We start from the raw sequence: 20,245 nt of genomic DNA on the forward strand, positions 1-20,245 counted from the left end.
GCAACCCCCATTCCGCCGCTACGTCGGCAGTCCTGCTAAACAGCCTGTCGTTGTCCGGGAGCGGCAGCGGCATGAGTGTTGCCTATGGACGACGATTGGGCGGCGATCTGTTCCAGGTAAACCTTTCGGGTGCCGTGACGGGACGGTTTTCCGGATGTCGTGCGGATCAGGGTGTTCCGAGGCACCAGTTCGATAACGCAGGCGATGCCCAACTCTTCACGGATGATTCGATTCAAGCGTTCGGTCAGTTCCTGACGCCGGGCAGGGTCGGATTCCCGGCACTGAATCATCACGACGGCTTTTTCCTCGCCGGTCGCAGAGAGGCACGAGAAGGCCGAGGCGTCTCCCGTGCGGATTTCCGGCTGGCTCTCGGCCAGGTATTCGATATCCTGAGGCCAGATATTGCGGCCGTTGACAATGATCAGATCTTTTGCGCGTCCCGTGATAAAGACGTCCTGTCCGACGCGGTAAGCAAGATCCCCCGTATTGAGCCACCCCTCGGGAGAGAGGACGTCGCGGGTGGCCTTGAGATCGCCGAAATAGCCCGACATGACGCTCGACCCCCGAACGTGCAGAACACCGCATCGCCGTTCGGGGAGCACCCGACCCGACGCATCCCGTATCTCGACTTCGTAGCCGGGAAGGGGGGCGCCGCAATTGACGAATGTGTTTGTCCGCACCGTTTTGTCGTCGGGCGGTGCCGGTGCGGCCTCCCGGCTTTTCGCAAGAAGATCGGCATTGACGTGATCCTGCCGGACCCCGGCGCCCAAGGCGCCGAAACAGACCGCAAGCGAGCATTCGGCCATACCGTAACAGGGTAGGAAGGCGCGGGGATCGAATCCGCTGGGTCTGAGTCGGTCGGCAAAACGGGTGAGTGACGCCGTTCGGATCAGTTCGGCGCCGACCCCGGCCACACGCCACGAGGCCAGGTTGTAGCCGCTTGCGTCGTCGTCCCGAAGACGCCGGGCGACCAGATCGTAACCGAACGGGGGACTGAAGGATATCGTCGCCCGGTTTTCGGACATGAGTTTGAGCCACAGGCGGGGCCGCATCGCGAAATCACGGGTGTTCAGGAAATCGACGGAAATCTGGCCGGCCATAGGCGCCAGCAACAGGCCCACCAGACCCATGTCGTGGAAATAGGGAAGCCACGATACGGCACGGTCTTCGGATCGGATCCTGATGCCGTACTTGAGAATGATCCGGAGGTTGTTCAGAACCGTCTTCTGGGTGATCATCACCCCTCGGGGAAAACGCGTGCTGCCTGATGTATACTGCAGATACGCCAGTTCGTCCGGTCGCGAGGGCGTCGGATCGAGGCCCGATGCCGGAAGATCGTCGAAATCTCCGGGACTTCCGAAAAAGCGGATCTTTGATCGGGCGGCGGCCTCGGTCAAAAAGGGCATAAAATCGTCCGTGGCAACGGCGAACTCAGCCCGGCAGATCGACAGCAGCCGTTCGATCTGCCCCACGTAGGCGCTGCGGCCGTTCAACTGAATCTGGGCCGGCAGGGGAACCGGTGTCAGACCGGCATATTGACAGGCGAAGAAAAAGCGCACAACGTCCGGATGGGTATCCGCCACTATTGCAACACGCGCGCCTCGGGCCGCCCCCAGGGCGGTGAGCCGCCGAGCCAGGATACGCGAAGCCTCACGCAGGTCTGCATAGGTCAGCACCGATGACAGGCTGCCCCTTCCCGTAAAGAAGTTAAATCCGGTAGTTCCACTGGCAGCATAATCCAAGGCGTCCGTCAGTGTTGAAAAATCACCGCTTCGCAATGGTATGGTATTTTCTGTTGGCGTTGCCTCCATAGCGCTTATCGTCTCTCCCCAAAAATAGGTTCTGATTTCGGACGTCCGCTCCGTTCTTTTCATTCTCAATTACAGAGATGCCTGGATCCAATGATGAACTCGCCGGCCGGTCGTGTCGCGGTAAAGTAGGTGGAACGGCCGAAGTTGTGGTGACGGATCACGATTCCGAACGCCTTGCAACAACCAAGTTCATATAAACTTTTTTTTCTAACCAAAAATCAACATATTGTCAAACCTCAACTTTCGACTGTCTTGATGGTTACCGGAAAGATACGGCCTATGACAGTCGAAAGTTGAGATAAAACGAACTGTCCGTTGAAACAAAGCCAGATCGAACGTTCATATCTCGATTGATTAAATTTTAATGACAGTTCGTGAACACTCTAATACCAAAACAACTGTGAATCAAGGTGCTCGATGGAACGCCTATGGAGAAGGGGGATCGTCTGGGTGCCGCCCCGCTTCCATGTTGCGGGATACGATCGATTCGGCAATCCGCCAGTCCGAAACGGAATCAACGTCAATGGCGGCCTCGGGGTAAGGCATGACGACGGCACCCACTTTGAGGCCCATGACGCGGGATGCACGGCCCAGCGCTTCCGACAGCGTCAGGCGAGCGGTCAGGTATCGGAGCGTCGATATCCAGCCGAAGGCGTTGACGACCCTGAACGGGTTTTTACGAAGATTTTCCACACGTCGCCAGAAATCGGCTGCGTTTCGTCCCCCGGGCGTCAAAAAGGCAAAGAGATTGCAGGAGCAGTATGCTGTTCCACCCAGCCGATAAGCGGTTCTTCGCGTTTCCGGATAGGCGGCGGTCACGTCGTCGCGCCTGGCCAACGCGGCCACGATGTCGCATCCGGTCCTTTGGGCTTCGGCACAGAAGTGGTCCACGATGAAAGCTTTCAGCAGGGCGTGGTCCGCAGTTGTCAAAAGGACGGGGGTGCCGGGGGACAGGGACTGCATGGCGTGGCATGCGCTCGTACTCGGTGTTGCCTTGTTTCCGATCCATCGAATCCGACCCGATGCGATGCGGGCGGCGAGCTCGGAATTCCCGTCGACAATGTCCCGCCCAGGGCCGCAGAGAATCTGATTTCCGATGCTCTCGGCGGCCGACAGCGCATCGAGAACCCTGAGGACCATAGGCCTTTCGCCGACCGTGGCCAGGGCTTTGCAGGGGACGCCGGCTGCCGCTGCCACCGGATTGTCCGACTCCCTGTCCGCAGCCAGAACAATCGCCGTAAAAAGTGTCGGGGAAAGGTCCTCGGACCTACATTCCCTGCAGTTTTTTTTCATAGATGCGATAGGTTTTATAGGGTGTTCCGCCAATGTTTTCGATAATACTCCGCATGCCGATGTTATCGTCGAGGATCCATGAGAGTTCGACCGTTTTGATGTCTTGGTCGAGGGCGGTCTTCTGGAGTTCTCCGATGAGCCGGTAGGCTGTCGCAGCCCCCAATAAGGTCCCTTGATAGCGTCGAACCACACCCATAAGGGGGATTCTCGCTGTTTTGGGATGACGTATCCTCAGACGCCACAGCAACTTTAACCAGCCGAAGGGTAGCAGCCGTCCGTCGAGATCGCGGATGGCCTCGTTCAGGTTGGGCAGCAGCACCATGAAGCCCGAGGGGGTTCCATCCACCTCGGCAATGCGGATGGAACGCGCTTCCACGAGCAGCTTCAGGACCTTTCCAAGGTGTTCGAATTCACGTGGCGTAAACGGGACAAACCCCCAGTTGAGTGACCAGGCATCATTGAAAATACGCCGGATGATCTCCAGATCCTCGTTGAACGACGCGCTGCGAATCATCCGGGTATGAATTCGTTTTCGGGTCCTGTGGATCATCGTCTCCATGGCGCGGGAATGCCTGAAATCGGCGCCGATAATATAGGCGAGAAGATCCTTGACGGCTCGGTACCCGCATTGTTCGATACGATGCCCGACATAGCGGCTGTCATGTCCCATCATCGCCATCGGCGGTGCATGGAAACCCGCCACCAGGGTGCCGCATTCCTGGTTGACGGAGAGATTGAAAGGCCCTCGGACGTGAGTCATCCCCCGGGACTGCAGCCAGCCTTCGGCGGTATTCAGAAGGGCCTGGAAGGTTTCGAGGTTGTCTTCGGCCGCCGGCAGTCCGAAAAATCCGGTCCGATCGCCGTGGTGGTCGAGATGAAGCCTGTCGATCTGGGCGCTGATGCGTCCCACCGGTCGACCCCGCCGACACGCGAGCCAGAACCTGGCCTCGGCATGCTCGAAATATGGGTTTTCAGGGGAGAGAAGCATGTGCTGTTCAAACCGCAACGGCGGCACCCAGAAGGGATCGGTGTGGTAGATCGACCATGGCAAACCCAGGAATGCGCGCCGTCCTTGTCGACTATCCACCGCCAGGATATCGGGAGCCCCGGAGACCCCGTGACATTTGTCATAAGGCGTTTGTCCGTCAAGGGGGGGATGCTGGATGCGCATGGTATTCAACCGACTGATTCAGGTTTTTGGATCGTTACATCGGGGTGCGAAGGGCGCTGCTATGATTCATTCCGTCTGTCCGAATCACGGCCGCAAACCCGACATGATATTCACTCAACGTTCGACTTTCATAAGCTGGTGCCGGGAGGATACGGCCCGCGCCCCGCGCGGTTTCGTTCCGGTCACCATCATGAAAGTCGACAGTTGAAATATTCATATGCTTGTGACCGGATGACGATGAACGGGTAGGCGTTATCAGCTGAAGAGACCGAATTTACAGGGCCTTCATATCGGAGATGTACGCCGGGGTCAATATAAAAAAATGCTTTTTGCGTTTTGTTATGATGATAACTCAACGTTCGACTTTCATAGGCCGTATCCTCCTGGCACCTCTTTCCGGTCATCGTCATGAAAGTCGACAGTTGAATGATAATCGGAAGGCGGTGTCGTCAGGGAAGAGCCTCCTGACCCCGGAGGTGGAGAAAAAACAATTGATCGGGACTCTGGAGAAGGTGCTCAATATTATGTTGATTGAATATCAATGGGTTGGAAGCTGTTTCGGTTTTGGAAAATGGAATGAAAATTGTAAGTGTCGACAACAATGGCAACAAAAAAGCTTTTATTCAAATTTTATTTGGTATATCACGTTGCTGCCGAAACATCGTATTGCGAATCAATGGTGATTTCGATTGAACCATGATGCTTCGGGATGCCGGGCGCATGCCGGCACGGTTGACGGAGCGGTGAACGAGCCGCGCGTCTTCCCTGCAAGGGGCCCGGCCGTCTCCCGCTGTCATCATCCCTGCGGTTCCGGTCGTTCATACCCGGTGCCGATTACAATGTAAGGAAGAAAATTCGACTTCATGAAAGCGATCATTCTAAGCGCAGGACAAGGGAAACGCCTGCTGCCGCTGACAACCGATCTTCCCAAATGTCTGCTGTCGGTTCGGGGAAAAACGTTGATCGAGTGGCAGATTCATGAATTGCAGAAATGCGGGGTCCGGAGGATCCGGGTCGTAACGGGATATTGTGCGGAGCTTGTGGATCAACTGCTCCGTGAGCGGTATGCCTCGGAGGAGATCTCCACCATATACAACGATGCCTACGCCACCACGGACAACCTCGTCAGTTGCTGGACGGCATGTGGGGAGATGAACGAAGATTTCATCATCCTGAACGGTGATACGATTTTCGAGGCCGCCGTGCTGAACCGACTGCTCGAATCGCCGGACCGTCCGGTAACCGTGGCCGTGAACCACAAAGGCGTCTATGACGCCGATGACATGAAGGTGATGCTCGAGGGTGAACGGTTGGTCAGAATTGGAAAAGATCTTCAGCGTGAAAAGGTTCATGCGGAATCCATCGGCATGATTTTGTTCCGGGGAAAGGGCCCCGCGCTTTTCCGGAGATCCCTCCAAAAGGCCTTTGAAGAACCGTCCGCCGGAAAAAAATGGTACCTGTCCGTCATCGATGAAATGGCCCGGCAGATGCCGGTATGGACATGTGCCGTCAATGGGTTGCAGTGGTGCGAGGTCGATTATCGGGCGGATATCGAACATGCGGTCCGCGTTGTTGGCGCCTGCGGCGATCACGATGATGCATCCGGCGCTGTTTGCCGGCTTGTCAAGGCAGTCCCGTTTTAATGCCCATGGTCTCGATGCCGTCCCTGGGGACCGGCCTCTGGAAGAGTCCTTTCCCGAACCTGCCTTAAGGGCGAGCGGTGATATGCCCGGGACCTGTCGTTTTGCAGTGCTTGGGGTGAATGACGGCGCCCGGGTTCGATTTCGGGAAGGCAATGAACCGGCATGGCGTACAAGCGGTTTTATGAAGCGACGTTCACCGCATGCAGGTATCGACACCATAGGCTGCAATACCATATGGATCTGATATTTTTTCCGGATTTTTTTATTATCGGGGCGCCCAGGTGCGGCACGACATCTTTGAGCCGTTATCTTTCAAAGCACCCGGACATCTGTTTCTCCCGGCCGAAAGAGCCCCACTATTTTTCGACGGTTTCTCAGCCTCTCACGACATCCCATCTTCAACGCCACTACCTGGAGCGGTTCTTTTCCCACCATCACGCGGGTAACGCCGCCGTGGGGGAAGTTTTATGAGAAACCTTTGCCGATGACACGGCACGCCTCGGAAGGCTCATCGGGCGCGATCTGAGTCATTGGCGATAGACGATTTTTTTTGAACTTCGGAGAAAAAAATATGCCTGCAACACTGAACCATCTCAAGTATTACCGGCTTCCATGGAATTATGCCGACAACGGCATCTCCTGGCTGGAACCCACCACGGAATGCAATCTTCGATGCGAGGGGTGCTACCGTGATCCCCATAGCGTCGGTCACAAGTCCCTCGATGCGGTGAGGGCCGAACTCCAAACCTTCAAGGCCTTGCGGAAAAGTGACTGCATGAGCATCGCCGGGGGGGATCCCCTCGTCTATCCTCATATCGTGGAGCTGGTTAAAATGGTCAGAGAGATGGGGTGGAAGCCGATCATCAACACCAACGGGCTCGCTCTCGACGCGCCGCTTCTGAAAGCGCTCAAGCGTGCCGGAGTGTTCGGTTTTACATTTCATATCGACACGAGTCAGAAGCGCCCCAGGGTAACGGCCGAAACAGAAACCGAACTCAACGCCCTTCGGTTTCGGTATGCGCGAATGCTGGCCGAAGAGGGCGGGCTGTCGTGCTCCTTCAACGCTACGGTGTCGGAAAAGACGGTTCACGAAATTCCCGGTCTGGTCGAGTGGGCGCGCCGACATGCCGACATCGTCCATACGATGGTGTTCATTTTGTTTCGTTCACCGGGATTGAGCGGTGATTTCGAATATTATGCAGGGGGCCGCAGGATCGATTTCAACGAGACCTACAAGGAAACGGAATGGGCCGGCCAAAAAATCCTCATGGCAGAGGATATCGTCGAAAAGATCCGGGAGGCCGAGCCCGCCTATGAACCGTGCGCCTATCTCAACGGCACCGCCGATCCAAGCTCTTTTAAATGGCTTCTGGCCAATCGGATCGTCTTCAACGGCGAGACCATGGGATATGTTTCCCCAAAGTTCATGGAGATGATTCAGACCGGCTATCATCTGTTCGCCGGGAAGTACTTGTCATATGCCCAGCCGCGAAGCACCTCACGGGGAAAGTCGGCGGCATTTTTCATGGGGCTATTTGACCATGGAATGCGCCGCATTGCCGGGAATCTTTTGAATCGGATTTCCCGGAAGCCTTCCCACGCCCTCAGGCCGGCCCATATTCAGAGCATCATGATTATTCAGCCGGTAAACATGTTGGCTGACGGCCGGCAGGACATGTGCGACAGCTGCCCCGACATCACTGTCCATGATGGAAAACTGGTCTGGAGTTGCCGTTTGGAAGAGATGAACCGGTTCGGCACGTTCGTCCAGTCGGTTCCCAGGAAGAGGTCCTGACGCATTACAGCCGAAGAAACGTTGCGGTTCCGCCAAGATCGACGATGATGGATTCAGGGTGCGATTCGGTCCGGTAGCATTCGCCGTCGAGGATGAATCCGCTGTCCATGGTCAACTGTATACGATGGGCGTTGCGGCTGGAATACCCGTTTTCCGGCGTACCCCAGGGGGTGGTCCGGCCTCGGGCGAGGTAGGGAAGGGCACGCAGAAAATGGCGCGGCCGGGCATTCATGGCGGTGAAGTGGAGAGGTGCGTTCTCTTTGCCCCAATGGGGACGCAAACCGAGGAACAGCCGTTCGAGGGTGCTGATGTAAATCAGAAGATACTCGCTCTGCTGGGGGGGATCCTGATCAACGCGGACGGTGACGGTGACCGGCTTTAGAATCCGGGTATCGCGGCGGACGGCTGCCAGCAGAAACCGGGCCAGCGTCAGGCTGGGTGCGATCTCGCCGTGAAGGCCCAGTGCATGGATATGGCGTTTGCAGTATTCGATTCCCTGGTATACGGCAGCCGCCCCGAATATGAGTCCGTAGCGGGGATTCCGGTCGGATGCCGTCCGAACCCGCAGCACCGGTCGCTTTTGGATGGAGAAGCGCTGGGCCGGCGCCTCCAGCCAATCCAACAACCGTCGAAGCCCGCGGTCACGGGAGCCTCTCAGACCGACGTCTTCGGCGATAACGCTGTCCGTGCCTGAGCGAAGCACGGCCAGAAGCGGCGGCGAGGCGTAATGACGGTCCCGAAAGAGCGCCGTCAATACCGCCTGGATGGTACCGTCCCCGCCGTTGACAGCGATGACGTCCACGTTTTTATCGGCAAAGACCGACACGACGGCAGCGGCATCATCCGGATTTTGTGCTTCCCGGTGGAGCACTTCCGGTCGGCGCGCCAGGAGTGCTTCAATGGCCGCCAGCCCTTTTCGATTTCCGCCGCTGAGCGGATTGCTGATAATTCCAAGACGCAAGTCGGCCTCCCCATGATCCCCAGGTTGACGATTCAGTCGAATATCCCGCCGTCTGATCCGGCGTTGTCCGGACGCGACTGGATGGGGTTTATTTAAACGGCGAAGGGAAATGCGTCAACGACAAACATAGTTTTCCGAGCCGCTGGAAGGGAAGAAGCATGTCCATGGTCCAAAAATTTTACAGGATAGCGAACGGCGTTTTCAGCAGTGGGATCACGTCTTTCATCTGGCATACCGCCGGATGCATTGGTGCCCTGCCGGATTACATCCGCATCAACACCGGCAGAATGTTAGGTCGCATCATCCTGAGGTGTGATTCGCGTCACAGGCGGATTGCCTTTAAAAATCTGCTGTCGGCTTATGGTGATGCGATGTCGGATGCTGAAATTCTGTCCCTTTGCCGAAAGGTATTTGAAAATCTGGGGCTTGTTTTCATGGAAGTCTGCTGGTCTCTGACGAAAGATCAGCCGGCGCTGTTTCGCCATTTCCGGATCGAAGGACGACATCATATGCGGGAGGCCCACAAGAAAGGAAAGGGCGTTCTGGTCCTCACAGCGCATTTTGGAAACTGGGAGCTTTTAACCGTCATCGGTGCCTTATTGGGATATCCATTCAGAATCGTATACCGCCCCATGGATTTTTCTCCCCTGGAGAACGTCGTCATCCGGTTGAGAACCCGTTTCGGCGGCGACATGATTCCCAAGAAAAAAGGGTTTCGCAAGATATTGAACAGCTTGGGACGCAACGAACTGGTGGGGTTGTTGATGGATCAGAATGTCGCGTGCCGGGAAGGGGTGTTTATCCCGTTCTTCAACATGCCGGCATGTACGAACAAGGGGCTGGCGCTGCTGGCGCTGAAAACCGGCGCGCCCGTGATTCCTCTGTTTCTGAGACGGGATGAAAATGGGTACACGGCAGAGATATGGCCGGAAATTCCGCTGACGCGAACGGGTGATAAGATAAAGGATATCGAAATCAACACCGAGGCATACACCAGGGCAATCGAAGAAATCGTACGACAATACCCGGACCAATGGTTTGGATGGTTGCACAGACGATGGAATACGCGTCCATTCTGCGAACTGCCCCTGCAGAAACCATCCGATCATTGAAATATGGCCACTTTCAATATCGATTCCGCTACCATGAATTCCGGACGCCTTGTGCCGTTGTCGCCGGATAGGCCTTCAGTGCATCGTCCGTCCATGATGGGATTCCTGGCACTCTTTGCGGGGCTTCTCGCTCGCGCCTATCTCTACTGGATGGATCCTCTGATCAGTTCGGACGGCTTTTTATATGTACAGCAGGCGCGAGCCCTTTACTTCAGAGACTTTGACCAACTGCTCTCCTGCTATGACAACGTGTCCTGTTATCCTGTTTTTGTGGCCGCTGCCTTCTCTTTGTTTGGAGAGTGGGTGATTGCCGGACAAATGACCTCTCTTTTTTTCGGGACGCTCTCGCTGTTGCCGTTATACTGGATACTGAGACGATTTTTTGTCGAACCCACTGCATCGATAACCCTTCTCATATTTGCGCTGCTGCCGGTTTTTGTATGGTTGAGCCGGGATGTTTTAAGAGACCCCACCTACTGGTGTTTTTCTCTTTTTGGGCTATACTTCTTTTTGCGACATATCGAACATCGAAGACCAATGGGGTTATTCATCAGCAGTATCTGCTTTTTGATGGGTGCATGGGCTCGAATCGAGGGATGCCTTTTTATATTGGCGAGTGCCTGTTATCTCATATTTTCATGTCGACCTGAAAAATGGCGGGATCTTTTTATTTTTTTCAGCCCTTATATTGTTGCCGCAGCGGCCGGTATACTGTATTCTCAGGTAGCGGGCATCGAGACGATGGATGTGTTGAAACCCGAACGGCTTCTGACGCGTCCCGGGGAGTTTTTGTCAAAATATCGAGAAATCAGAGATCATCTTACAGCGTTGGTTCGTGAAAATCCAACGCCCATAAGCCCCTATTTTTTCGACTGGGTGCGACACCTGGTCTGGTTCCTGCCGTTCGCCATCCTGATGGTCCAGATTACAGAGACCCTTTTCTATCTGTTTTTCATCATTCTGATTTCGGGAATAGTTGTCTGGCGTCATGAGATTTTGCGGGATCGACGGCTCATTTTTCTTGCTGCGCTGTCCATTGCCGCCCTGATGGTGCTGTACATGCAGATTGTCTATAATTGGTCCATGACCGACCGCTTTATAGCCTTGTTTCTTTTTCCGGCCTTCGTGTTTCTGGGTGCGGGGGTTTCCTGTTCGGCATCGGCGTTGAGCACGTATTTCAAGCTGACGCCTAAAAAGGCACACATCCTGATGTGTGTTATTGTTCTTGCGGTATTCGTTCCCAAGATCCTGCGTGCCAATTATGACACGGAAAAGTTGATATTCTCCGAGATCGGTGAATTCATTGCACAAAAAGAGAAAAATCAAAGAGTGGTTTCCGTTGCAGGAAATTTTAAGGAACTTCGCGCCGTCCATTTTTATGCCAACCGGAATTATCCGGGAGCGCCTTGTTTTGAGGACGGCATCAGTATTTTGAAGCAATCCGATAGAGCGTCTCTCGTCTTTGTGCTGTCACACGGATTTGATTATTTTGTGTGGAACGAAAAGGCCTGGCAAAATGGTTATCCTGAAACACTGCTGCCCGAAAGACAGGGGCAATTCCAGAAACTGAGGCAGTGGTCCTCGGCGCGCGAGGGGGATTTGATCCTTTATGAGGTGAGGCAATGAAAATCGGTCTGGTATGTCGCCGGTTTGTTTTCAATGGCGGAGGGCTCGAGAAATATACCATTGACCTCAGCCGGTCTTTGATGGAACTGAGGCATGAAGTCCATGTTTTTGCCGCCGAATGGAACGATATTCCAGGCGTGGTCTTTCATCGCGTACCGATGATCCCTTTCTCGTCGCCTGTCAAAAATCTCAGCTTCGGGATGATGGCTGCCAAAATCAGCGGTCAGGTGGCCTTGGATGTCCTGCAGAGCATGGAAAGAATATGGCAGCAGGATATTTTCAGGGCATCCGACGGTATCAATCCGGTTCAGATGCTGCAGAAATATCCCAATCCATGGGTGCGACGATTCAAGTCCGCCGGACCGCGTCGCAGGATACTGGCGTTGCTTGAAAATCGGATTTTCCTGAAAGGGGGATGTCGATTTGTGGTGACGAATTCCAGACTGGTCAGAAACCAGATCACGGCATACTACAATGTTCCGCCGGAGAAGATACATGTCATTTACAACAGTGTGGACAGGAACAGGTTTTCTCCTGAAAACAGAGCCGACTCCCGCCGGAAAATCAGGAATCGTCACGGTATCGATCCTCAAAAACGAATTGTTTTTTTTGCAGGCAATAATTTCAGATTGAAAGGGCTTCAAATGCTGTTTGAAGCCGTTGCCGTCCTGGGGCAAAAGGATGTCTGCGTTATGGTCGCAGGCGGCGACCCGGTAAAGGTCTACGAAAAAAGATTGGAAAAACTGGGTATTCGGGATCAGGTAATATTTTTGGGGAGGGTTTCGGATCCTGAACACTACTACCGTGCCGCGGATATCTTTGTACTGCCGACCCGATATGATGCATTCGCCAATGTCTGTCTGGAGGCTCTGGCTTGCGGCACCCCGGTTATCACCACACAAAGCAACGGCGCTGCCGAGATTATAAAGGACGACATGACCGGATATGTACTCAAGACGTGGGAAGCCCGTGAACTCGCATATCGTCTGAAGGTGTTCATGACCCGTGACGATAGAAAATGGATGAGTGAACAGGCGGCTTCGGCTGCGGCGCGGTTTACTTCCGAACGATCCATGGATCGACTGATTCAGCTTTATCATCACGTTCGCGAGGCAAAAAGAGGATGACACCGGAAAAAGCGCCTGTCACACGAATGTATTCCCGCGGGATCATCATTAATCAAAACTATCAGGATATCCTTGAGAAAACCAATCTTGCGGGTTTTGATGACCTCTACAATTATCCTTTTGGTAAAACCTTGAAGCGTATTCCTGAAAGGCGGGTCATTCGTTTTGAACTCCCCTGGCAAGGGCGTAGGCGTGTATTTTATCTCAAGCGCCATGAAACGGAATCCCCGGACATCGGGGCGCTGGCGCGCATCGGCATCAGGCGTGCGGGGGCTTCATCGGGTATGACGGAATTTGAAAATCTCTGTGATTTTCGACAACACGGTCTGGCAACCGTCACCCCGGTCGCGGCAGGTGAACGCCGGGTCGGGATGTTTAAATATCGATCCTTTCTGGTCACGGAAAGTTTTGAGCCCTATATCGCGCTTGAGCAGTTGATGGAATTGCATCCGAATCGATTGCGGGGCGAAACGGGAAGCCACTATAAGCGTAAGCTGATCGAGGCCGTTGCCAAAACCGCCCGTCGCATGCATGAGGCCGGCGCCAATCACCGGGATTTCAATGCCACGCATGTTCTGGTCGGCCCTGAAGCCGCAGACGGCCTGCCGAAAATAGCCTTGTTCGATCTTCAACGCGTCGACCGCCGCCGATGGCAACGGTTTCGATGGATGGTCAAAACCCTTGCGGAACTGAACTACACCCTTCCTGAAACGCTCTTTTCAAAGGAAGACCGGCTGAAATTGTTGATGGACTACAAAGGCGTGAATCGACTCTCGCTCTGGAGCCGGTTTCAACTTTGCTGGATCATGAAAAAAATCGAGCGCATCCGTCGTCACACCCTAAAAAATCGGATTCGGCGCGAAAAGGCCGGTCATCAGGAGGGAAAGTCGGCCAAGGACGGCACGGCTCTATGATCGCCCCGGCAATCGGGATGTTGAATTTTTACAGAATTCAACTTTCGACTTTCATGATGTTGACCGGCACCGGCCTATGAAAGTCGAAAGTTGAGTACAGAATCTTCAATGCGGCAGCACTCGATGAAGGGCTTCTTGTTATCGCTCATACCGATGGCGGATATCTTGAAGATAGGCGGCCAGGTACCTTCTGCGGAACTTTTTCTTGTCCCGGATGTACCCCATCCTTGCCGCTTTTGTGTAAAAAGAGCGAAACGCTTTGTATTTATGAGATTTATAGAGCGCCCGAAGTGCTTCTTCTACATCGGAACAGATAAATGATCGTAAATCCGATGCGCTCAACTGCGTCATCAGAACTGGAGAATCGGCGATGATGCTCGAGAAGAGCATACCCTGATCGATGATTTGCCGGTAGTCGTTTCTCGCCCGCTTTTCGCCGCAAACATTGCGGACGGTTCCGATTTCCTCCCCGCAATACCTGAAGGGGTGTCGATGCAGAAGCCGTATCAGCAGTTCGATATCCTCCTTATTGCGCAGCCGTGGATTGTACATCCCCGTGTGTAAGAACACATCCCTGTCGATCAGGAATCCGTTATTGTGGCACCAACTCTTGTTCTCAAGGTATTGTGAAAGGCGTAATTCATCTCCCCGATTTTTTTCACGCAGCAGCGGATGATGCGTCGATCTCACGGGTTTCAAAAGCCCAAAGGACGCCGTAATTTCCCCGGGTCTCTCGTTCAACAGGGACACTCTTGACGCAACAGCATTGGGTTCCAGCATATCATCGGAGTCGAGGAAACAGATGCAGTCGCTGCGGCTTGCTTCCACACCGATGTTTCTGCAGGCGGATGGTCCGCGATTGATCTTTTGAACAACGATCCGGATCCGTTGAGCATAGATCTCCCGAAGCCGTTCCGCCGTATTGTCGCTGGAGGCATCGTCAACAATGATACAATGCGTTCGGGTATACGTTTGCGCCAATACGGAGTCAACAGCCGAGCAGATAAACGGCCATCGGTTGAAGGTCGGGATGATTACCGTCACACTTTTCATTTACGACTCCTGCAGTTGTTCAATGATGCTTTTCACCGCGGCCCAGACACGGTCGACCGTTATCACGTTCATGCAGTAGTCGGAGCCGTGGGGGCAGTCTGGACGCGAGTGGCCGCAGGGTCGGCAAGGGAAGACCGCTGCAATGGCGATGTCATGGCGTCGTCTTGGGCGCCAGGCTTCCCATTGGGTGGGACCGAAAAGGGATACGCTGGGCGTGTTGACGGCAGTTGCGATGTGGATGGGAGATGAATCGTTGCCGATAAGAATGCCGGCCTGTCGAATCAATGCCGGCAGATCCGCCAACGGAAGACGTCCTGCCGTGTTGACACACGGGGCGGTCATGAGATTTTCAATCCTGCGGCATGTTTTCGCATCTTTCGAACCTCCGGAAAGCACAACCTGAAGGTTCAGGCTTTGGAACAGACGATCCCCGATTTCGGCAAATCGTTCCTCCGGCCAACGCTTATACCAACGTCTGGCGCCAGGATGAATTACGGCGTAGGGCGCATCCAGCCGCATCCCGGCTTGCTTGAGCCGCTGCATGACAATGCCGATGCGATCTGCGGAGACCGGCAGTCTGGGGTGTGGGGATGCATGATGAAATCCCAGAAGTTCTCCCATAGACAGATGGTGATCGACGGTATGGACCTGTCCGAAATAGTACGGGACCGTGTGGGTATAGACCAGATTTTTCGGAAAAATCGCACCGTCATATCCCAGACGGTAACGGGCGCCGCTCAATATCGTGATAAGTGCCGAACGATCGTTTCGGGTCAGATCGATGACCAACTGAAACCGGTTTTGGATCAATCGCCGCAAAAAGCGAAAGAGATATCCAAGCGATCTGTTGGTCCGCCCATAATCGAAGACATGAACCTGATACAGGCTCGGATGATCCACAACGATATCTTCAACGCTTTTATTGACCAGCAAATGAATTCTGGCGTGGGGAATGTGAGCTTTTATGGCGTCGATGAGGGGCGTGACGAGAACGGTATCACCGATATACCGCATCTTGATGAGGAGGATATCCCGTATCTTTCGTTTTTGGCGAGGCGATATCGGATCCGTTTTTTGAAAAAGATGGGCCATATATTAGCAATATATACCACACGATTCGTCATCAGGATGCAACAAACGAAAAAAAGATTCCCGGTTTCCGAATTCTTTTTTGAGCCGCCTTTCCGGTTTTCGTCTGTTGAGGTATTGCATGCCCTGATTTGAAAAGCTCACTGTTTTGGTGGGGTTTGTTAACCGGCTTGCGGGCAATCGTCAAGGAAAATATCGAACTGCTCTGCAAAACCGGTCCGCAAAAGATTGATTAATCGAGTGAATGGGTTATAATAATTTGTTTGGTAAGGTTTGGTTTTGGTCTCTCGTTCAGTTTTCGAAAAGGACATCCATGCGTTTTCTCCTATACAACATCGCTTACGGCACAGGCGTTGGGACGCGACTTCATTTTCCGTTTCCATTCGCCGGACACCTCAAGAACACCGGAAAAAACCTCGAGCAGATTTCAGATTTCATCCGGTCGGTCGATCCGGATATCGTCGGTTTGGTCGAGGTGGACAGCGGTTCGTTTCGGTCGGGCAACGGCAATCAGGCCGAAAGGCTTGCTTACGGACTCAACTATCATCATGTCTTCGAATCCAAGTATTTTGAACAATCAATGGCACAGAAGGTGCCGGTCCTCAACAAGCAGGGCAACGCCGTCCTTTTGAATCAGGCCTTTCGCTACCGCCGATGTCATTACTTCAGCGTCGGCGTCAAGCGCCTGGTGATCGAGGTGGGGCTTGAGGATGTCGTGGTTTTCCTGGTGCACCTCTCTTTGAAATTCCGTCACCGGCAGTATCAGCTGGCGGAGCTGTATGCCATGGTGCGGGCCGTGGACCAGCCGGTGATCGTGGCGGGCGATTTCAATGCCTTCTGGGGTGATAGGGAACTTCAGCTTTTCCTGGCTGCAACGAACCTGAAGACCGCCAACGGTCTGGCGGAACCGTCCTATCCCAGCCGCGCTCCCCGAAAGCAATTGGATTTCATTTTCCACAGCCCTGAAATTCATACCACGGGATTCGAGATTCCCGCAGTACGTCTTTCCGATCATGCGCCCCTTATCTGGGATTTCGAAGTGGCGGGCATCGACAGCTGCCGTCCCGCGGCGCTACAAGCCGTGGGAGGGATCCGATGAAAGAGAACGTGTTCAACCGTAACCTCCTCAAATTCATTAAACATTCACCGACTCCTTTTCATGCCGTGGCCCAAATGGTCGAAATGCTGGATGGATATGGATATGTCCGTCTGCGGGAAGGAGACGCTTGGAAGCTCGAGAAGATGGGGCGTTACTACGTTACACGCAATGATTCGGCGCTGATTGCCTTTACGGCGGGGGGTCTGGACTGGCCCCGGAGCGGGATTCGCATGGTCGGCGCCCACACCGACAGTCCCTGCCTCAAGGTCAAACCCCGACCCGAGATGCTCCGGCATTCTTTTCTGCAACTGGGGGTTGAGGTTTATGGCGGGGCCCTGCTCAATCCCTGGTTCGATCGGGATCTCTCCCTGGCAGGTCGGGTAACGGTTCTCACCGCCGCCGGAACCATCAAAAACGTCTTGTGCGATTTTGGAGATCCGGTGGCTGTCATCCCCAGTCTGGCCATCCACTTGGATCGGGAAGCGAACAAGGACAAGAGTGTCAATCCCCAGGAGGAACTGCCGCCGCTCCTGTTGCAGATGGACGAGGACGCCCGGAGCGATCTCTTCTTCCGGGACATTCTGCTTGACCGCCTCAAGAGAGCCGATCCGACCCTCGATGCCGTCGAGGTTCTTGATTTCGAGATCAGTCTTTATGATACGCACCCCCCGGCTTTGGCAGGTTTAAACCGCGATTTTATCGTCGGCGCACGGTTGGACAACCTCCTCAGCTGTTACACCGGCCTCGCGGCACTTCTGGCGTCTTCCGGGAAGCAGCCGGCTCTTCTGGTGTGCAACGACCATGAAGAGGTGGGGAGCGCATCGACGACGGGGGCGCAGGGAACCTTCCTGGAGGCGTTGCTGACACGAATTCTGCCCGCACCGGAAGACCGCCTTCGGGCGCTGGACCGTTCCATGATGGTTTCGGCAGACGCTGCCCACGGCATTCATCCCAATTATACCGGAAAATACGACGGCAACCACGGCCCATTGCTTAACCGCGGGCCTGTCGTCAAGATCAACGCCGGAAAGCGATATGCCACCGACAGTGAAACAGCGGCGGTGTTCCGCTGCGTAGCACATCGTTTGGAGATCCCGGTCCAGGATTTTGTGATGCGCAGCGACCTGGCCTGCGGCAGTACGATCGGGCCGCTTACGGCTACCCGGATCGGTGTGAGAACCGTGGATGCAGGCGTCCCGATTTTTGCCATGCACTCCATTCGGGAGACCGCCGGAGCCCATGACGGCTACCACCTTTTCCGTGTGATTCATGCATTTTTTCAGACGGAGGATCTCTCGGCTCCGGCATAGACCGCCGGGTTTCATGCCCTCGCGATCCAAAGGTCGAAACGGACCGCCGTTGCGCCGTCGCCATGACGTCCCTATATTTTTTCGAGAGACACCGATTGGTTATCGGAATGCGGCTGATGGAACCGAGGAGGAGCCATGTCTGTCAATCAACTTATTCATGAGAAAAGCCCTTATTTGCTTCAGCACGCCCATAATCCGGTGGACTGGTATCCCTGGTCCGAGGCGGCGTTCCAAAAAGCCCGGGATGAGGACAAACCGATTTTTCTCTCCATCGGATACGCTACATGTCACTGGTGCCATGTCATGGAAAGGGAATCGTTCGAGGACGAAGCGGCAGCCGCGCTGCTGAACGAGACCTTTGTCTGCATCAAGGTGGACCGGGAGGAGCGACCGGATATTGACGCCGTGTACATGGCCGCCTGTCAGATGCTGTCGGGAAAGGGCGGGTGGCCCCTGACCATTCTGATGACTTCGGAAAAACGGCCGTTTTTCGCGGGCACTTATATTCCCAGGGAATCCCGCCTTGGACATGCGGGGCTGACGGCACTCTGCCGGCATGTCCGGAAGATGTGGCTTTCGGATCGGAGCCGGATTCTGGATTCGGCCGGCATGGTGACCGGCCGCCTGGGACAGGCCTTCGTTTTTACGGCCGATGAGCCTGTAGCCCTGCCGGCATTGAACCACGCCGCCCTTCAGATGGAAAAAAGCTTTGACGAGCAAAACGGCGGGTTCAACCCGCCCCCGAAATTTCCCACGCCCCATCGGCTCCTTTTCCTGATGCGCCACCACTACCTGACGGGAAACCGGAAATCCCTCGATATGGTCGCAAAAACCCTTGCGGCCATGCGTCGGGGCGGGGTGTGGGATCACGTGGGGTTCGGATTCCACCGGTATTCCACCGATGCCCGATGGATTGTCCCTCATTTCGAAAAAATGCTTTATGATCAGGCGTTTCTGGCCATAGCCTACCTCGAGGCCGCTCAACTGACCGGTGATGCCGCGTTCTCTCGAACGGCGGAGGAGGTTTTTACCTACGTGCTGCGGGATATGACGGCAGACGGTGGCGGATTTTATGCTGCGGAAGACGCTGACAGCGAAGGCGAGGAGGGACGTTTCTATGTCTGGACGACGGCCGAACTCGCGTCGATCCTGGGACCGGATGCAGCCGATATTTGGGGGAAGGTTCTGTCGTTTTCGGCGGACGGCAATTTTGCGGAGGAAGCCACCGGCCGTCGTTCCGGTGCCAACATCCCTCACCTGACCCGATCCATGGCATCCTGGGCGGAGATTCTCGAGGTGGACGAAGCTGCGATGACCGCAAGGTGGGAGGACATCCGGCTCAAAATGTTCGCCCATCGGGAGAAGCGAATCCATCCCCTGAAAGATGACAAGATTCTGGCTGACTGGAACGGGCTCATGATCGCCGCCCTGGCCACAGGGGCCAGGATTTTGGGAAAGCCTGAATATGCAAAGGCCGCAGAAAAGGCCGTTCGGTTCATCGAGGCGTACATGACGACCCCGGAAGGGCGGCTTCTGCATCGCTATCGTAACGGAGAGGCGGGCATCGCCGCCCAGGCCGACGATTACGCCTTTTTAATCTGGGGTCTTCTGGCGCTGTATCGCACCACCTTTGATCCCGGCCACCTGGAGTGGGGCCTCCGACTTCAGAAGCAGATGCTCGACGATTTCTGGGATGCCCACAACGGGGGCTTTTTCCTGACCGCCGAGACCGAAAAGGATCTCCCTGTTCGCCCCAGGGAACTCTATGACGGGGCAGTGCCGTCGGCCAATTCCGTGTCGCTGACAAACCTGACGCTCCTGTTCAGGCTTACCGGAAACGTGCGTTGGGCGGAATGTGCGGATCTGCTGTCCCGAGCCTTCGCGGGCTCCGTCAAGGCCAATCCGTCCGCCTTTACCCATTATCTTCTGGGTATGGCCATGCTCATCCGACCCGGCCGCGACGTCGTGGTGGTGGGAGGCGATGATGCAAGCACCAGGGAAATGTTGGCGGTGTTGGACGATGCTTATTCCCCCCACGAGACGGTGCTTTACAAGAGTCGGGAAAATGCCGTTCGTTTGAAGGGGGTGGCCGAATTTACCAAACCGCTCGATATGGTGGACGGTCGGGCGACGGCGTATGTCTGCAGCGATGGCGCCTGCAATTGGCCGATAACGGATCCCCGTCTTCTCAAAAAGGGAGCGCGGCGGGGTGCGTCTGATGTATAGGAGGCGGCCGGCCGC

16 protein-coding genes are annotated in these 20,245 nt (G+C 54.9%); 10 read left to right on the top strand and 6 right to left on the bottom strand.

The features are described from left to right. Positions 1-35: 35 nt before the first annotated feature. The 3 genes from dmul_RS06540 to dmul_RS06550 form a co-directional block, all read right to left on the bottom strand. The gene (locus dmul_RS06540) at positions 36-1,811 is read right to left on the bottom strand and encodes a fatty acyl-AMP ligase (protein WP_020876519.1); all 1,776 of its coding nucleotides are present in this window, start codon (positions 1,809-1,811) and stop codon (positions 36-38) included. A 426-nt stretch (positions 1,812-2,237) separates the two neighbouring features. Next, a complete protein-coding gene (locus dmul_RS06545) occupies positions 2,238-3,104 on the bottom strand; it encodes a nucleotidyltransferase family protein (protein ID WP_020876518.1) in 867 nt (288 codons plus the stop codon). After that, positions 3,079-4,275 carry a GNAT family N-acetyltransferase gene (locus dmul_RS06550; protein ID WP_020876517.1) on the bottom strand — a complete coding sequence of 399 codons (1,197 nt, stop codon included), beginning with the start codon at positions 4,273-4,275 and terminating at the stop codon, positions 3,079-3,081. Before dmul_RS06550 ends, dmul_RS06545 begins: the two co-directional genes overlap by 26 nt. Positions 4,276-5,138: 863 nt before the next feature. Here dmul_RS06550 and dmul_RS06565 point away from each other — a divergent pair. The 3 genes from dmul_RS06565 (at position 5,139) to dmul_RS06575 (ending at position 7,713) form a co-directional block, all read left to right on the top strand. Beyond that, on the top strand, positions 5,139-5,918 hold the full coding sequence (locus dmul_RS06565; protein ID WP_020876516.1) for a phosphocholine cytidylyltransferase family protein: 780 nt from the start codon (positions 5,139-5,141) through the stop codon (positions 5,916-5,918). A gap of 234 nt (positions 5,919-6,152) precedes the next feature. After that, positions 6,153-6,389, top strand: a complete 237-nt coding sequence (locus tag dmul_RS21260) for a sulfotransferase (protein WP_078081373.1) — start codon at positions 6,153-6,155, stop codon at positions 6,387-6,389. A gap of 100 nt (positions 6,390-6,489) precedes the next feature. Next, on the top strand, positions 6,490-7,713 hold the full coding sequence (locus dmul_RS06575) for a radical SAM protein (protein WP_020876515.1): 1,224 nt from the start codon (positions 6,490-6,492) through the stop codon (positions 7,711-7,713). 4 nt (positions 7,714-7,717) lie between these two features. Here the strand turns inward: dmul_RS06575 and dmul_RS06580 are convergent, their stop codons facing one another. Next, complete coding sequence (locus dmul_RS06580; RefSeq protein ID WP_020876514.1) at positions 7,718-8,674, bottom strand: diacylglycerol/lipid kinase family protein; 957 nt, start codon at positions 8,672-8,674, stop codon at positions 7,718-7,720. A gap of 158 nt (positions 8,675-8,832) precedes the next feature. Here dmul_RS06580 and dmul_RS06585 point away from each other — a divergent pair, with 158 nt between their 5' ends. The 4 genes from dmul_RS06585 to dmul_RS06600 all read left to right on the top strand — a co-directional run bounded on the left by dmul_RS06585 (position 8,833) and on the right by dmul_RS06600 (position 13,453). Further along, positions 8,833-9,786: a lysophospholipid acyltransferase family protein gene (locus dmul_RS06585; RefSeq protein ID WP_020876513.1), complete on the top strand. Its 954-nt coding sequence runs from the start codon at positions 8,833-8,835 to the stop codon at positions 9,784-9,786. A gap of 78 nt (positions 9,787-9,864) precedes the next feature. Continuing rightward, positions 9,865-11,412, top strand: coding sequence for an ArnT family glycosyltransferase (locus dmul_RS06590; protein ID WP_159449716.1), 1,548 nt, complete (start codon positions 9,865-9,867; stop codon positions 11,410-11,412). Then, positions 11,409-12,539, top strand: a complete 1,131-nt coding sequence (locus dmul_RS06595; RefSeq protein WP_020876511.1) for a glycosyltransferase family 4 protein — start codon at positions 11,409-11,411, stop codon at positions 12,537-12,539. The genes dmul_RS06590 and dmul_RS06595 overlap by 4 nt, the downstream gene beginning before the upstream one ends. Further along, positions 12,536-13,453 (top strand): lipopolysaccharide kinase InaA family protein, encoded by a 918-nt coding sequence (locus dmul_RS06600; RefSeq protein ID WP_020876510.1) that lies wholly within the window; start codon positions 12,536-12,538, stop codon positions 13,451-13,453. The genes dmul_RS06595 and dmul_RS06600 overlap by 4 nt, the downstream gene beginning before the upstream one ends. A gap of 138 nt (positions 13,454-13,591) precedes the next feature. Here dmul_RS06600 and dmul_RS06605 read toward each other — a convergent pair whose 3' ends face one another. Continuing rightward, a complete protein-coding gene (locus tag dmul_RS06605) occupies positions 13,592-14,506 on the bottom strand; it encodes a glycosyltransferase family 2 protein (protein WP_020876509.1) in 915 nt (304 codons plus the stop codon). Further along, positions 14,507-15,598 carry a putative lipopolysaccharide heptosyltransferase III gene (gene rfaQ, locus dmul_RS06610; RefSeq protein ID WP_020876508.1) on the bottom strand — a complete coding sequence of 364 codons (1,092 nt, stop codon included), beginning with the start codon at positions 15,596-15,598 and terminating at the stop codon, positions 14,507-14,509. It lies immediately after the preceding gene. Between the two features lie 310 nt (positions 15,599-15,908). Between rfaQ and dmul_RS06615 the strand changes: the two genes are divergently transcribed. From dmul_RS06615 to dmul_RS06625, 3 genes are all read left to right on the top strand, one after another. Beyond that, a complete protein-coding gene (locus dmul_RS06615) occupies positions 15,909-16,694 on the top strand; it encodes an endonuclease/exonuclease/phosphatase family protein (protein ID WP_020876507.1) in 786 nt (261 codons plus the stop codon). Then, positions 16,691-18,004: a M18 family aminopeptidase gene (locus dmul_RS06620; RefSeq protein ID WP_020876506.1), complete on the top strand. Its 1,314-nt coding sequence runs from the start codon at positions 16,691-16,693 to the stop codon at positions 18,002-18,004. Before dmul_RS06615 ends, dmul_RS06620 begins: the two co-directional genes overlap by 4 nt. Before the next feature lie 135 nt (positions 18,005-18,139). Beyond that, a complete protein-coding gene (locus dmul_RS06625; protein ID WP_020876505.1) occupies positions 18,140-20,230 on the top strand; it encodes a thioredoxin domain-containing protein in 2,091 nt (696 codons plus the stop codon). Positions 20,231-20,245 lie beyond the last annotated feature (15 nt).

The organism is Desulfococcus multivorans, from assembly GCF_001854245.1.
GTDB lineage: Bacteria > Desulfobacterota > Desulfobacteria > Desulfobacterales > Desulfococcaceae > Desulfococcus > Desulfococcus multivorans.

Coding starts and splice junctions, on each gene's coding strand:
- dmul_RS06540 (WP_020876519.1), bottom strand. CDS start 1,811: ATGGAGGCAACGCCAACAGAAAATACCATACCATTGCGAAGCGGTGAT.
- dmul_RS06545 (WP_020876518.1), bottom strand. CDS start 3,104: ATGAAAAAAAACTGCAGGGAATGTAGGTCCGAGGACCTTTCCCCGACA.
- dmul_RS06550 (WP_020876517.1), bottom strand. CDS start 4,275: ATGCGCATCCAGCATCCCCCCCTTGACGGACAAACGCCTTATGACAAA.
- dmul_RS06565 (WP_020876516.1), top strand. CDS start 5,139: ATGAAAGCGATCATTCTAAGCGCAGGACAAGGGAAACGCCTGCTGCCG.
- dmul_RS21260 (WP_078081373.1), top strand. CDS start 6,153: ATGGATCTGATATTTTTTCCGGATTTTTTTATTATCGGGGCGCCCAGG.
- dmul_RS06575 (WP_020876515.1), top strand. CDS start 6,490: ATGCCTGCAACACTGAACCATCTCAAGTATTACCGGCTTCCATGGAAT.
- dmul_RS06585 (WP_020876513.1), top strand. CDS start 8,833: ATGTCCATGGTCCAAAAATTTTACAGGATAGCGAACGGCGTTTTCAGC.
- dmul_RS06595 (WP_020876511.1), top strand. CDS start 11,409: ATGAAAATCGGTCTGGTATGTCGCCGGTTTGTTTTCAATGGCGGAGGG.
- dmul_RS06600 (WP_020876510.1), top strand. CDS start 12,536: ATGACACCGGAAAAAGCGCCTGTCACACGAATGTATTCCCGCGGGATC.
- dmul_RS06605 (WP_020876509.1), bottom strand. CDS start 14,506: ATGAAAAGTGTGACGGTAATCATCCCGACCTTCAACCGATGGCCGTTT.
- rfaQ (WP_020876508.1), bottom strand. CDS start 15,598: ATGGCCCATCTTTTTCAAAAAACGGATCCGATATCGCCTCGCCAAAAA.
- dmul_RS06615 (WP_020876507.1), top strand. CDS start 15,909: ATGCGTTTTCTCCTATACAACATCGCTTACGGCACAGGCGTTGGGACG.
- dmul_RS06620 (WP_020876506.1), top strand. CDS start 16,691: ATGAAAGAGAACGTGTTCAACCGTAACCTCCTCAAATTCATTAAACAT.
- dmul_RS06625 (WP_020876505.1), top strand. CDS start 18,140: ATGTCTGTCAATCAACTTATTCATGAGAAAAGCCCTTATTTGCTTCAG.